We start from the raw sequence: 13,195 nt of genomic DNA, 5'->3' as shown, positions 1-13,195 counted from the left end.
CGCTTCGCGGAGCACCTCAGGATGGCGGGGTTGGTGTCTTTGACCGGCTCTCGCACGGCAACGCGAAGCCTCTTTCCTCGCCATGCCGAGGCGCGAGGGCGAAGCGGGCCTCGAAGCACGCAAGACCACGCGGAAGCTGCGTCCTTCGAGGCTCCGCTTCGCGGAGCACCTCGGGATGGCGGGGTTGGTGTCTTTGACCGGCTCTCGCACGGCAACGCGAAGCCTCTTTCCTCGCCATGCCGAGGCGCGAGGGCGGAGCGGGCCTCGAAGCACGCAAGACCAACGCGCGCAAGGCCCCTCAGGCGATCGGCACCAGCGGCCGGTCCACCGCCTGGCGCAGGGCGAATTTCGATTCGATGCGCGAGACCCCCGGAAGCCGGCTGAGGACGTTGGCATGGACCAGGGCGAAGTCCGACAGGTCCTCCGCGACCAGCTCGATCAGGTAATCGCTGGCCCCCGACATCAGGTGGCAGGACAGGACGTTGGGGCATTTCGCCAGCGCGGTCTCGAAGGCGCGCAAGGTCTCGTCATTCTGCCGTTCGAGCGTGACCTCGACGAAAGCCTTGACCCCGAGGCCGACGGATTCCGGATCGATCACCGCGCGGTAGCCGGCAATGACGCCCGACGCCTCGAGGCTCTGGAGCCGGCGCGTACAGGCCGAGGGCGACAGCCCGACCTGGGACGACAGCTCGACGGCGGTGGCGCGCCCCTCGCGGGCCAAGGCCGCAATGATCCTGCGGTCAAATTCGTCAATCTGCATGTTTCCACCGCATAACGGACATCGATCGCGGATTAGATGCGGAAATCTTCATTTCCGCAACGAATCATCACGAAAACATTGCGTTGGATCCGGCATACTTGCGCGGGGATTCCCCCTTCCGAGGAGCAGGACCATGCTGATTGGCGTTCCCAGGGAAATCAAAGTCGGCGAGGCGCGGGTCGGGCTCACCCCGGCGGCCGTCGTCGAATATGTCGCCCATGGCCACCAGGTCCTGGTCGAAACCGGTGCCGGCGCCGGGATGCGCGCCGATGACGATGCCTATGTCGCGGCCGGCGCCATGATCGCCGAAACGGCGGCGGAGGTCTTCGCCGCGGCCGACATGATCGTCAAGGTCAAGGAGCCGCAGCCGGACGAATGGGTCCAGCTCAGGCCGGACCAGATTCTCTTCACCTATCTCCACCTCGCCGCCGACCCCGAGCAGGCGCGGGGGCTGATGGAATCCGGCGTGACGGCCATCGCCTACGAGACGGTGACCGACTCGCACGGCGGCCTGCCGCTTCTCGCGCCGATGAGCGAGGTCGCCGGCCGGCTGTCGATCCAGGCGGCGGCGACCGCCCTGCAGAAGCCGAATGGCGGCCGCGGCGTGCTGCTCGGCGGCGTCCCCGGCGTTCCTCCCGGCAAGATCGCGGTCATCGGCGGCGGGGTCGTCGGCACCCAGGCCGCCCAGATGGCGGTCGGGCTCGGCGCCGAGGTCACCGTTCTCGACCGCTCGCTGCCGCGTCTGCGCTGGTTCGACGACATGTTCGGCGGGCGGGTGCGAACCCGCTACTCGACCCGCGAGGCGATCCGCGAGGAGGCCTTCTCGGCCGACGCGGTGATCGGCGCCGTGCTGATTCCCGGCGCTTCGGCGCCGAAGCTGATCAGCCGCGACATGCTCCCGGGGATGAAGCCCGGCGCGGTGCTGGTCGATGTCGCGATCGACCAGGGCGGCTGCTTCGAGACCTCGCACCCGACGACCCATGAGAAGCCGACCTTCGTCGTCGACGGCGTCGTCCATTACTGCGTGGCCAACATGCCGGGGGCCGTGCCGCTGACCTCCAGCGAGGCGCTCAACAACGCGACGCTGCCCTTCGGCCTCGCCCTCGCCGACTACGGGCTCGCCGCTCTCGGCCGCGATCCCCACCTGAGGAACGGGCTCAACGTCCATGCCGGCCACATCACCTATCGCGCGGTCGCCGAGGCGCTCGCCCTGCCCTTCGACGAGCCGGACCAGCTTCTCGCCGCCTGAGCCGCATCGCCCGGGTAAAGAATCGGGGTCCCTCGCGGGGCCCCTTTTCGCTTCCGGGACGATGTCCCGGAAGGTAGGGCCGGTTGCTGAAAAGCCACGGTTTCTCGTGATGAGACAATCTGGCGCGACTCCCCCCTTGCCCTCCGGCGGCAATCCTTTACTAAGACGCCCCGTGACTGACACGATCAGCCTCCTCCCCGACAGCCAGCTCGCCGAAGCCCTGCTTCCGGCGGCGATCGCCGCTGGCGCGGCGATCCTCGACGTCCGCTCGCGGACGGTCGCGGTCGAGAAGAAATCGGATTCCTCGCCGGTGACCGAGGCCGACCGCGCCGCGGAAGCGGTCATTCTCGCGGCATTGGCGAAGGTCGCGCCCGGAACGCCCGTGGTCGCCGAGGAAGCGGTCGCGGCGGGCAACCTGCCGGCGGTCGGAAGCGCCTTCTTCCTGGTCGATCCGCTTGACGGCACCAAGGAATTCATCGGCGGCGGCAGCGACTTCACGGTCAATATCGCGCTGATCCGCGACAATCTCCCGGTGATGGGCGTCGTCCATACGCCCGCGACCGGCGTGATGCATGTCGGCACGGCCGCCGACGGCGCCTGGATGGGCCGCGTCGTCGACGGCGCCGTGGTCGACCGCCAGCCGATCCGGGTACGGACCTGCGGCCCGGATACCAAGGTCGACGTGGTCGCCTCGAAATCGCACCGGACGCCCGAAACCGACGATTACATCGGCAAATATCCGGTCGGCGACCTGGTCTCGGCCGGTTCCTCGCTGAAATTCTGCCTGGTGGCGGAAGGCAAGGCCGACCTCTACCCCCGGATGGGCACGACCATGCAATGGGATACCGCTGCCGGCGACGCCGTCCTCAGGGCGGCCGGCGGCAAGGTCGTCACCCTCGACGGCGCGCCATTCCCCTATGGCCCGACAAGCGAAGCGGGCGCCGCGGCGTTCCGCAACCCGTGGTTCATCGCCGCCGGGGCCATGGACCTGAAGACCTGAATCGCGGCCGGACCTCATCCGCGCCGCAAACCCGTTCCACCAATCGACAAGAACAAGCGAAACCCGCAGACCAGCCAAGCGAATTTTGGGGCCTTGCAGTGCTTGAGGTACGGCCCCGGGGTGAGTAGGGTCCGGCCGCTTGAAGGATAGCCGTCGATGAACAAGCCTCTGACCCATCTCCAGCGCCTCGAAGCCGAGGCGATCTTCATCATGCGCGAGGTCGTCGCCAATTTCGAACGACCGGTGATGCTCTATTCGATCGGCAAGGATTCGTCGGTCATGCTGCATCTGGCGCGCAAGGCCTTCTATCCGGCGCCGCCGCCCTTCCCCCTCCTCCATGTCGATACGACATGGAAGTTCCGGGACATGATCACCTTCCGCGACGAGACGGCGCGCAAATACGATCTCAAGCTGATCGTCCACACCAACCAGGAAGGGCGCGACCAGGGCATCAACCCCTTCGACCACGGTTCCTCCCACTACACCCAGGTGATGAAGACCCAGGCGCTGAAGCAGGCCCTCGACCTCGGCCGCTATGACGCCGCCTTCGGCGGCGCGCGGCGCGACGAGGAGAAGAGCCGGGCCAAGGAGCGGATCTTCTCCTTCCGTTCGGCCAGCCATGCCTGGGATCCGAAGAACCAGCGGCCGGAGCTCTGGTCGCTGTTCAACACCCGGGTGAAGCCCGGCGAGTCGATCCGCGTCTTCCCGCTGTCGAACTGGACCGAGCTCGACATCTGGCAATATATCCTGTCGGAAAATATCGAGATCGTGCCGCTCTATTTCGCCGCCGAGCGGCCGGTGGTGCAACGCTCCGACCAGTGGATCATGGTCGACGACGCGCGGATGGCGCTGCAGCCCGGCGAGAAGCCGGAGATGCGCATGGTCCGCTTCCGGACGCTCGGCTGCTATCCGCTGACCGCGGCGATCGAATCCGAGGCGACAACGCTCGAGACCATCGTCGCCGAAATGTTCGTCGCCCGTACCTCGGAGCGCCAGGGGCGGCTGATCGACCATGACGAGACGGGATCGATGGAGCTGAAGAAGCGCGAGGGCTATTTCTGATGGACCAGACCCTCGATCACACCAAGGCCTTCGCCGAATTCATCGCCCATAGCGAGGGCAAGAGCCTGCTCCGCTTCCTCACCTGCGGCAGCGTCGACGACGGCAAGTCGACCCTGATCGGACGGCTGCTCTACGATTCGAAGCGGCTGTTCGAAGATCAGCTGGCGACGCTGGAAGCCGACTCGGAGAAGTTCGGCACCACCGAGGGCGACATCGATTTCGCCCTGCTGGTCGACGGTCTGGTGGCCGAGCGCGAGCAGGGCATCACCATCGACGTCGCCTATCGCTATTTCGCCACCGACCAGCGCCGCTTCATCGTCGCCGACACGCCCGGCCACGAGCAATATACCCGCAACATGGCGACCGGCGCCTCGAATTCCGACCTCGCCGTGCTGCTCGTCGACGCGCAGGCCGGCATCCTCACCCAGACCCGCCGCCACGCCTATATCGTCTCGCTGCTCGGCATCCGGCACGTGATCCTCGCGGTCAACAAGATCGACCTGATCGGCTTCGACGAGGAACGCTTCGTCGACATCCGCAACGAATTCGCCGAATTCGCCAAGCAGTTCGATTTCGAGAGCATCGTCACCATCCCGATGTCGGCGCGCTACGGCGACAACGTCACCGATCGCAGTGCCAACACCCCCTGGTATGGCGGCCCGACGCTGCTCGAGCACCTCGAGACCGTATCGGTCGACGAGAACCTTTCCGACAAGCCCTTCCGCTTCCCGGTCCAGTGGGTCAACCGGCCGAATGCCGATTTCCGCGGCTATACCGGCACGGTCGCCGAAGGCACGGTCGAGCCGGGCGACCGGGTGGTCGTCGCGCGCACCGGGCAGGCCGCCAATATCTCGCGGATCGTCACCCTCGATGGCGACCTCGACCAAGCGCAGGCCCAGACCGCGGTCACCCTGACCCTCGATGCCGAGATCGACGCCAGCCGCGGCGACATCCTCGTCGCGCCGGAGCACCGGCCCGAGGTCTCCGACCAGATCGCCGCGCACATCATCTGGATGAGCGAGGAAGAGCTGCTTCCCGGCCGGCCCTATCTCCTCAAGTCGGGCACGCGCACCGTCGGCGCCGCGGTCAGCGAGCTGAAGCACCAGGTCGATGTCGAGAGCATCAAGGAGCTCGCGGCCAAGACGCTCGGCCTCAACGACATCGGGCTGGTCAACCTGTCGCTTTCCGAGCCGATAGCCTTCGACCTCTACGACGACAACAAGACCACCGGCTCCTTCATCCTGATCGACCGCTTCACCAATGCGACGGTCGCCGCCGGGATGATCCGCTTCGGCCTGCGCCGGGCGACCAACATCCACTGGCAGGCGCTCAACGTGAACCGCGACTCGCGCGCCGCGCTGAAGGGCCAGAAGCCCTGCGTGCTGTGGTTCACCGGCCTCTCCGGCGCCGGCAAGTCGACCATCGCCAACCTGGTGGAATCGAAGCTCCACCTGATGGGCCGGCATACCTACATGCTCGACGGCGACAACATCCGCCACGGCCTCAACCGCGACCTCGGCTTCACCGATGCCGACCGGGTCGAGAATATCCGCCGCGTCGCGGAGACGGCGAAGCTGTTCGTCGATGCCGGGGTGATCGTCCTCGTCTCCTTCATCTCGCCGTTCCGCTCCGAGCGGCGGATGGCGCGCGAGATGCTGGACGAGGGCGAGTTCCTCGAGATCTTCGTCGACGCGCCGCTCGCCGTGGTCGAGGAGCGCGATCCGAAGGGCCTCTACAAGAAGGCGCGGGCGGGCGAGATCCAGCACTTCACCGGCATCGACTCGCCCTATGAGGCGCCGCTCGAGCCCGACCTCCTGCTCGACACGACGACCGCCGACGCCAACGCCCTCGCCGACCAGATCGTCGAGCGGCTGATGAAGGGCGGCTACCTCGGCGCTGCCTGACGGCGCGCCTGGCGCGCGCTTCAGGGTTTCCGTGCCTCGGCGCCGCGTGCTTCGAGGCTTCGCTACGCGAAGCACCTCAGCATGGCGGGGTTGGTGTTTGCTCCGAGCCGAACAGGTGCCGCTCCCGGGAACCCCGATTCCCCCGCCATCCCGAGAGCTTGCCCTCGGGCTTGACCCCGAGGGTGCGAGGACGCCCCCAACGCCATCCTGAGGTGCTTCGCTACGCGGAGCCTCGAAGGACGCACCACGTCCGCATCCCCTCACAGGCGCCTGACCCCCGTCGGCCAGCCGCCCGACCGCGCGATCCGGTCGACCGCGCCGGCAAGCGGTTCGCTGACCACGCGCATGTGATGGCCGCTGGCATGGACCATGCGCACCGCGTCCTGCATGATGCCGACATGGCCGGTCCAGAAGACGAGGTCGCCGCGCGCCAGCCCCGCTTCCGCGCCGCCCACGACCAGGTGGCCCAGCATCTTTTCCTGCATGTCGGTGTCGCGCGGACAGGCTTTCCCGGCCGCCGTCAGCGAGACCTGGACAAGCGCCGAACAATCGAGACCGAGGCTGGTCCGCCCGCCCCAGAGATAGGGCGTCTCGAGGAAACGCCCGGCGACCGCGACGAAGTCCGGCTCCGGTTCGGCATCGAGCGGCAGGACATGGGAGGCCACCACCGCGCCCTCGCCGTTGGCGAGAAGCAGGAACCGCGTGCCACGGGTCTCCGCCTCGCCGTCGAATGCCAGCCGGCTGCCGAGGGAGAGCCACCCGATGGCCGGCAGCTTCATGTCCGGACCGGGATAGACGAAGGTGCGGAGCGTCGCGACATGGTGGGTCGGATCCCGGCCGGGCTCGCCAAGCGCGTCGGTGGCGGCATAGCCGACATAGCCGTCGGCTTCGTTGCGGACCCACGACCAGCCTTCGGGCGACTCCTCGAAGACCTCGACGGTCTCGCCCCGGATCAGCTCGCTGCCGAGCGGTGCGTCCGCACCCGGTGCCTCCTTCAAAGGCGTCGCCGGGGCAACGACAACCCGCCGGTGCCCCGTCACGAAGCGCTCCGCCGCCACCTGCCCTTCGAGCCGCTGCTCCGCGAGGTCCGGTCGGAAGACATGGAGACGGTGATCGAGCATTCCATTCCCAATTCCGCTCACAGGGGCAGCTCGCGATGGCGGGCGACGATGGCGTCGCCGAGCTGCTCGACGGCCAGCGCGCCGGCAAGCGTCCGCTGCACGAGGACGTTGCGACGGTCGGCTTCGTCGCGGCGGCGGCTGACCAGCCCCAGCCGCCCCATGGTGTCGAGCGCCCGGGTGATGACAGGCTTGGTCACGCCGAGCTTGGCGGCGAGGCCGCGCACGGTATGCGGCGGCGGCTCGAGATAGACCGTCAGCAGCACCGCCATCTGCCGGCTCGACAGATCCGGCTGGTCGTCACGGACCAGATCGAAGGTCACGTCGTGCCAGAGGCGCAGCGCCTGGCTCGGCCTGATTTCGGCGGGCATGTCGCGGTCACCGTCGGGTCGTTACGGACCCGAACTATTTAAGCGGCTGTCGCGCCCGGGTTCAAGCGCCGTATCGCTCCTCGAGGAAGGAATAGAAGGCACGGATGGCGTTGGCCTCGCCGCCGAAGGGACGGCCGGGCTTCGCCACCGGGGTCCAGGCGAAGATGTCGGCGTGGAGCCAGGACACCCCGTCCGGCACGAAGCGCGACAGGAAGAGCGCAGCGGTGATCGACCCCGCGAAAGGCGTCGCGCCGGCATTGTTGATGTCGGCGACCTTCGAATCGAGCATCGACATGTAGGGCGTCCAGAGCGGCATCCGCCAGACCGGATCGCCGGCGATCTCGCCATGGCGCTGGATGCCCTCCGCCAGGCGTTCGTCGGCGGTGTAGAAGGGCGCGACCTCGGGTCCGAGCGCGACGCGGGCGGCACCGGTCAGCGTCGCCATGTCGAAGAGAAGCTCCGGCGCCTCCTCGCCGGCCAGCGCCAGCGCATCGGCCAGCACCAGCCGCCCCTCGGCATCGGTATTGCCGATCTCGACGGTCAGCCCCTTGCGGCTCCGCAGCACGTCGCCGGGGCGGAAGGCGATGCCCGAGACCGCGTTCTCGACCGCCGGGATCAGGACGCGGAGGCGGACCGGCAGGCCGGCCGCCATGACCATATGGGCGAGGCCGAGGACATTGGCGGCGCCGCCCATGTCCTTCTTCATCAGCAGCATCCCGGCCGACGGCTTGAGATCGAGGCCGCCGGTATCGAAGCAGACGCCCTTGCCGACCAGCGTCACCTTCGGCGCGGCGGCATCGCCCCAGGTGATGTCGATCAGTCGCGGCCCGCGGGCCGGCACCGCCGCCGCGCCGACCGCATGGACCATCGGGAAGCCCTCGGCGAGCGCGTCGCCCGTGGTGACGGAAAGGGCGGCACCGTGCCGCTCGGCGAGTTCCTCCGCCGCCTCGGCGAGCTCGGCCGGGCCGAGGTCGTTGGCCGCCGTGTTGACGAGGTCACGGGCGAGATGGACGCCGTCGGCGATACGGCCGACGCGTCCGGCATCGACGCCTTCCGGAACCACCAGACGCGGAGGCGCCTCGCCGGCGCGGTAGCGGGTGAAGCGGTAGGCGCCGAGCGCGAAGGCAAGGGCCGCAGCGGTGGGATCATCGAATCCGGATGCAAGCCGGTAGTCGCCGGCGGGGAGCGCCGTCGACAATGCGCCGGCGATCAGCGGGCCCGGCGTCGCCGCGTCCCCCAGCCCGAACAGGACCGCGGCGCGACGGCCATCGGGTCCGGGCAGCGCCAGCACCTTTCCGGCGGCGGCGGAGAAGCCGGATTCGGCGACCCAACCGGCAACGCTGGCGCCGGCTTCGGCGAGGAAGGCATCGAGGGTCGCGGGGGTCACGGCGTGGATCGGAATGGCGGGCGTCGCCGCCGCGGCGATGAGGCAGTCGGGCAATCTGGTCTCCCCTTTTCGGTCGGCGCGGAGATTAGCACGGGGCCGGCGGAATGCCTTCGCCAAAGCCGTCGCCGCTATCCTGCTTAACCAACCGTTAGGGTTAACGGACTATTGACGGAGGGCGACCCCGGAGAGTGACGAGTATCATCCCATGTCCAGGTGCCAGACGACGCCCGCGCCGTTCCATCACCGAAGCAAGACGGTCCGCCGCGGCACGGTCCTCGCGCCGATCGCCCTGGCGCTGGCGCTCGGCGCCTGTTCGAGCACGACCTCGAGGACCTCGCCGGAGGTGACCGGCGCGATCGCCAAGCCGATCACCCAGGAGGATTTCCAGACCGCGGTCAGCTACTGGGCGCCGAAATACGAGCAGGATCCGAAGTCGAAGACCGCGGCGCTGAACTACGCCTCGGCCCTCACCCGGGTCGGCCAGAACGACCAGGCGGTCGCCATCCTGCAGAAGGCCGCCATCTACAATCCCAACGACCGGGACGTGCTTGCCGCCTATGGCAAGGCGCTCGCCGCCGAGGGCGACCTGCCGCGGGCGCTGGAGATCGTCCGGCGCGCCCAGACACCGGACCAGCCCGACTGGCGGCTGCTTTCGGCCGAAGCCGCGATCCGCGACCAGCTCGGCGATCACGACGGCGCCCGCCAGCTCTATGCCAAGGCGAGCGGCATCGCGCCCAACGAATCCTCCATCCAGTCCAATCTCGGCATGTCCTACGTGCTGACCGGCGAGCTCGCCAATGCCGAACGGATTCTTCGACAGGCCGCGGCGATGCCCGGGGCCGACAGCCGGGTCCGCCAGAATCTGGCGCTGGTGGTCGGGCTCTCGGGCCGCTTCTCCGAGGCCGAGAAGATCGCAAGCTCGGAACTCTCGCCCGAGCAGGCGGCAACCAACGTCGCCTATCTCAAGACGATGCTCGAGCAGCCCAATAACTGGGAAAAGCTCAAGACCCAGCAGGTCGCCAGCAGGCAATGAGCGGCCGGTCCCTACCGCCCGCTCCCGCGCTTCCACCCATCTGAAGCCCCCCCTCGTTGGGGATTGCCCCAGGATGGCGGGGGGGAGTGCCCAGGCCATGTGAGAGCGGCGCGGCAACCGCTACTGCTGGACGGCGATGACCTGAATCGCGGCCGGGCCGATGATCACGCCGAACAGGACGGGCAGGAAGAAGAGGATCATCGGCACGGTGAGCTTCGGCGGAAGTGCCGCGGCCTTCTGCTCGGCGGCGCTCATCCGCTGGTCGCGACTCTCCTGGGCGAGGACCCTGAGCGCCTGACCGAGCGGCGTGCCGTAGCGCTCGGCCTGGACCAGCGCCGTCATCACCGACTTGACCGGCTCGAGCCCGGTGCGCGCGGCGAGATTCTCGTAGGCCTGGCGCCGGTCCTGAAGATAGGAGAGCTCCGCGGTGGTCAGCGACAGCTCCTCGGCGAGCGGCACCGACTGCACGCCGATTTCCTCCGAGACCTTGCGGAAGGAGGGTTCGGCCGCCATCCCCGACTCGACGCAGATCAGCAGCAGGTCGAGCGCATCGGGCCAGGCCCGGCGGATCGACTGCTGCCGCTTGGAGATGACGTTGGAGACGTAGAGGTTCGGCGCATAGAAGCCGACATAGGCGACCAGCAGGGCGATCAGGATCTTGATGATCGGCGGCTGGTCGAGATTCGCCAACGCGAAGATATAGACCAGCGCGACGACGAACAGCACCAGCGGCAGGACGAGCCTGGCGAAGAGGAATACGACCAGCGGCGCCTGCCCCCGATATCCGGCCATTCGCAGGCGATTGACCGTTCCCTCGTCGGCGAGCGCCTTGCGCAGATTGAAGCCCTCGACGATCTGGCGCATGTAGGCCTTGGGCTCGTTGCGCAGGCTCACCCGACTCGCCTTCGAAACCAGCCGGGCCCGTTCCCGCGCCCGGATCGCCTCACGCTCGAGGGCAACCGACCTGATGCGCGCCGCCAGCCGGTCCCGCTCGAAAAACGCCTGGCCGATGGTGACGACGGTGGCGAAGACCGCGATCGCCGCGAAGACGGCGAAGAGCACCTGCGGGTCGGTCATATAGCCGTAGATCGTCGTCAGCATCGTGCCCGCCCTAGAAGTCGAAGTTGATCATGCGCCGCATCACCAGGACACCCATCAGCATCCAGATGGCGGAGGCGGCGAGGATGATGTTGCCGAGCGGTTCGGTGAACAGCAGCATGATGTAATCGGGGCTGGTGAGATAGACGAGCCCCATGACGATGATCGGCAAGGCGCCGATGATCATGGCGGAGGACTTCGCCTCCATGCTCATCGCCTTGATCTTCCCCTGCATCTTGATGCGCTCGCGCAGCACCCGCGAGAGGTTGGCCAGCGCCTCGGAGAGGTTGCCGCCGGCGCGCGCCTGGATGGCGATGACGATGGCGAAGAAATTCGCCTCCGGAATGGGAACGCGATCCGGCAGCTTGGCCACCGCGTCGGCGATCGACACGCCCAGCGCCTGCGACTCGGCGATCTGCATGAACTCGCTCTTGACCGGCTCCGCCGCTTCGCTGGCGATGATCCTGATGCAATCGTTGAGTGGCAGTCCCGCCCTGACGCCGCGAACGATGACATCCATCGCATTGGCGAACTCGGCGAGGAATTTCCTTGTCCGCCGCTTGCGGCGGAAGTTGAGATACCAGCGCGGCACGCCGACGACGCCGACGACGGCAAAGACGGCGACCGACCAAAGCGGCGCACCAAGCAGGAGGGTGACGAGCGCGGCAACAAGCCCGCAAGCGACGCTGAACAGCATGAAGCCGTTCCGCGACCAGGACAGTCCCGCCTGGGTCAGCCGCATGCTCAGCGATGGCGTCGAGCGCTGCCTGGCCTTGGCCTTCTGCTTCTCCTCGATTTCCTTCAGCGTCTCCTGGACGGATTTGCGCCGCCGCGCCGCGTCCATCCGCGGCTTCGCCTGTTTCAGCGCTGCGCTGCCGGCGCCGACCTGCGCCATGCGCGCGGCGACATTGCGCTCCGCCCGCAGCCGTCCGTAGAGCAGGACGTAAGCGACGCCACCCGCGCTCAGCATCACCAGGCCGATGATCGCGATCAGGATTGTCGTCTGGCCGAACATGAGCGAATCCTAGCTGGCAAGCCCCACCGGCTCCTCGGCATTGGCGGCGTCCAGGGCGTTGGCCAGACGCGCCTCCTCGCCGAAGTAGCGGGCACGGTCCCAGAATTTGGGGCGGCCGATGCCGGTCGCGCGATGACGGCCGAGAATCCTGCCGTTGTTGTCCTCGCCCATGAAGTCGTAGACGAAGATGTCCTGGGTGATGATGACGTCGCCTTCCATCCCCACCACCTCGGTGATGTTGGTGATCCGCCGGCTGCCGTCGCGCAGGCGCTCGGCCTGGACGATCACATCGATGGAATTGGTGATCATGTCGCGCAGCGTCCGCGACGGCAGGTTGAAGCCGCCCATCGTGATCATCGATTCCAGACGCGACAGCGCCTCGCGCGGGTTGTTGGCGTGCAGCGTCCCCATCGACCCGTCATGGCCGGTATTCATCGCCTGGAGCAGGTCGAAAGCCTCCGGTCCGCGCACCTCGCCGACGATGATCCGCTCGGGGCGCATGCGCAGGCAGTTCTTGACGAGATCGCGCATGGTGATCTCGCCCTCGCCCTCGATATTGGGCGGCCGCGTTTCCAGCCGGACGACATGCGGCTGCTGGAGCTGCAACTCGGCGGCATCCTCACAGGTGATGATGCGCTCGGTCGACTCGATATACCGGGTCAGGCAGTTGAGCAGCGTCGTCTTGCCCGAACCGGTGCCGCCCGAAACAAGCACGTTGCAGCGCGACCGGGCGATGATCTGAAGGATCGTCGCGCCTTCCGGCGTGATCGTGCCGTAGCGGACCAGCTGGTCCAGGGTGAGCTTGTCCTTCTTGAACTTGCGGATGGTGAGCACCGGCCCATCGACGGCGAGCGGCGGCGCGATGACGTTGACGCGGCTGCCGTCGGGAAGGCGCGCGTCGCAGATCGGGCTCGACTCGTCGACCCGGCGGCCGACCTGGCTGACGATCCGCTGGCAGATATTCATCAGCTGCGAATTGTCGCGGAAACGGACCTTGCTCTTCTGGACCTTGCCGTCGACTTCGATGAAGCAGTCGGTCGCGCCATTGACCATGATGTCGGCGATCTCGTCGCGCGCCAGCAGCGGCTCGAGCGGCCCGAGGCCGAGGACATCGTTGCAGATGTCCTCGAACAGGTCCTCCTGCTCGGCAATCGACATCACGATATTCTTCAACGCGATGATGTCGTTGACGATGTCG

The 13,195-nt window shown here is 67.5% G+C and carries 12 protein-coding genes; 5 read left to right on the top strand and 7 right to left on the bottom strand.

The features are described 5' to 3' along the window. Positions 1 to 298 precede the first annotated feature (298 nt). Positions 299 to 760: an Lrp/AsnC family transcriptional regulator gene (locus KDJ86_RS13310; RefSeq protein WP_291746598.1), complete on the bottom strand. Its 462-nt coding sequence runs from the start codon at positions 758 to 760 to the stop codon at positions 299 to 301. A 133-nt stretch (positions 761 to 893) separates the two neighbouring features. Here KDJ86_RS13310 and ald point away from each other — a divergent pair, with 133 nt between their 5' ends. From ald to cysN, 4 genes are all read left to right on the top strand, one after another. Continuing rightward, positions 894 to 2,009: an alanine dehydrogenase gene (gene ald / locus KDJ86_RS13305; protein WP_291746595.1), complete on the top strand. Its 1,116-nt coding sequence runs from the start codon at positions 894 to 896 to the stop codon at positions 2,007 to 2,009. A 172-nt stretch (positions 2,010 to 2,181) separates the two neighbouring features. Further along, positions 2,182 to 3,009 (top strand): 3'(2'),5'-bisphosphate nucleotidase CysQ, encoded by an 828-nt coding sequence (gene cysQ / locus KDJ86_RS13300; protein ID WP_291746592.1) that lies wholly within the window; start codon positions 2,182 to 2,184, stop codon positions 3,007 to 3,009. 156 nt (positions 3,010 to 3,165) lie between these two features. Continuing rightward, positions 3,166 to 4,071 carry a sulfate adenylyltransferase subunit CysD gene (gene cysD, locus KDJ86_RS13295; RefSeq protein ID WP_291746590.1) on the top strand — a complete coding sequence of 302 codons (906 nt, stop codon included), beginning with the start codon at positions 3,166 to 3,168 and terminating at the stop codon, positions 4,069 to 4,071. Next, positions 4,071 to 5,975 carry a sulfate adenylyltransferase subunit CysN gene (gene cysN, locus KDJ86_RS13290; RefSeq protein ID WP_291746587.1) on the top strand — a complete coding sequence of 635 codons (1,905 nt, stop codon included), beginning with the start codon at positions 4,071 to 4,073 and terminating at the stop codon, positions 5,973 to 5,975. Before cysD ends, cysN begins: the two co-directional genes overlap by 1 nt. A 260-nt stretch (positions 5,976 to 6,235) precedes the next feature. Here the strand turns inward: cysN and KDJ86_RS13285 are convergent, their stop codons facing one another. From KDJ86_RS13285 to KDJ86_RS13275, 3 genes are all read right to left on the bottom strand, one after another. Next, positions 6,236 to 7,096 carry a C40 family peptidase gene (locus KDJ86_RS13285; RefSeq protein ID WP_291746585.1) on the bottom strand — a complete coding sequence of 287 codons (861 nt, stop codon included), beginning with the start codon at positions 7,094 to 7,096 and terminating at the stop codon, positions 6,236 to 6,238. A 17-nt stretch (positions 7,097 to 7,113) separates the two neighbouring features. Continuing rightward, positions 7,114 to 7,464, bottom strand: coding sequence for a MarR family transcriptional regulator (locus KDJ86_RS13280; protein WP_291746583.1), 351 nt, complete (start codon positions 7,462 to 7,464; stop codon positions 7,114 to 7,116). Positions 7,465 to 7,525: 61 nt separating this feature from the next. Next, positions 7,526 to 8,905 carry a leucyl aminopeptidase family protein gene (locus tag KDJ86_RS13275; protein WP_291746581.1) on the bottom strand — a complete coding sequence of 460 codons (1,380 nt, stop codon included), beginning with the start codon at positions 8,903 to 8,905 and terminating at the stop codon, positions 7,526 to 7,528. A gap of 151 nt (positions 8,906 to 9,056) precedes the next feature. Between KDJ86_RS13275 and KDJ86_RS13270 the strand changes: the two genes are divergently transcribed. Next, positions 9,057 to 9,884, top strand: a complete 828-nt coding sequence (locus KDJ86_RS13270; RefSeq protein WP_291746580.1) for a tetratricopeptide repeat protein — start codon at positions 9,057 to 9,059, stop codon at positions 9,882 to 9,884. A 120-nt stretch (positions 9,885 to 10,004) separates the two neighbouring features. Here KDJ86_RS13270 and KDJ86_RS13265 read toward each other — a convergent pair whose 3' ends face one another. The 3 genes from KDJ86_RS13265 to KDJ86_RS13255 form a co-directional block, all read right to left on the bottom strand. After that, positions 10,005 to 10,985: a type II secretion system F family protein gene (locus tag KDJ86_RS13265; RefSeq protein ID WP_291746579.1), complete on the bottom strand. Its 981-nt coding sequence runs from the start codon at positions 10,983 to 10,985 to the stop codon at positions 10,005 to 10,007. Positions 10,986 to 10,995: 10 nt separating this feature from the next. Continuing rightward, positions 10,996 to 11,997, bottom strand: a complete 1,002-nt coding sequence (locus KDJ86_RS13260; RefSeq protein WP_291746578.1) for a type II secretion system F family protein — start codon at positions 11,995 to 11,997, stop codon at positions 10,996 to 10,998. 9 nt (positions 11,998 to 12,006) lie between these two features. Further along, positions 12,007 to 13,195 (bottom strand): TadA family conjugal transfer-associated ATPase (locus tag KDJ86_RS13255; RefSeq protein ID WP_291746575.1); only part of this gene is annotated, 1,189 nt, incomplete at its 5' end.

The organism is Bauldia sp. (genome assembly GCF_020442045.1).
Taxonomy (GTDB): domain Bacteria; phylum Pseudomonadota; class Alphaproteobacteria; order Rhizobiales; family Kaistiaceae; genus Bauldia.
The sequence above is the reverse complement of the archived record's forward strand: the minus strand, read 5'-3'. Positions and strand labels throughout refer to the sequence as shown.

What these genes read in the sequence shown, in the direction of transcription:
- KDJ86_RS13270 (WP_291746580.1), top strand. Translation starts at nt 9,057, where the DNA reads ATGTCCAGGTGCCAGACGACGCCCGCGCCGTTCCATCACCGAAGCAAG.
- KDJ86_RS13260 (WP_291746578.1), bottom strand. Translation starts at nt 11,997, where the DNA reads ATGTTCGGCCAGACGACAATCCTGATCGCGATCATCGGCCTGGTGATG.
- ald (WP_291746595.1), top strand. Translation starts at nt 894, where the DNA reads ATGCTGATTGGCGTTCCCAGGGAAATCAAAGTCGGCGAGGCGCGGGTC.
- KDJ86_RS13280 (WP_291746583.1), bottom strand. Translation starts at nt 7,464, where the DNA reads ATGCCCGCCGAAATCAGGCCGAGCCAGGCGCTGCGCCTCTGGCACGAC.
- cysN (WP_291746587.1), top strand. Translation starts at nt 4,071, where the DNA reads ATGGACCAGACCCTCGATCACACCAAGGCCTTCGCCGAATTCATCGCC.
- KDJ86_RS13265 (WP_291746579.1), bottom strand. Translation starts at nt 10,985, where the DNA reads ATGCTGACGACGATCTACGGCTATATGACCGACCCGCAGGTGCTCTTC.
- KDJ86_RS13285 (WP_291746585.1), bottom strand. Translation starts at nt 7,096, where the DNA reads ATGCTCGATCACCGTCTCCATGTCTTCCGACCGGACCTCGCGGAGCAG.
- cysD (WP_291746590.1), top strand. Translation starts at nt 3,166, where the DNA reads ATGAACAAGCCTCTGACCCATCTCCAGCGCCTCGAAGCCGAGGCGATC.
- KDJ86_RS13310 (WP_291746598.1), bottom strand. Translation starts at nt 760, where the DNA reads ATGCAGATTGACGAATTTGACCGCAGGATCATTGCGGCCTTGGCCCGC.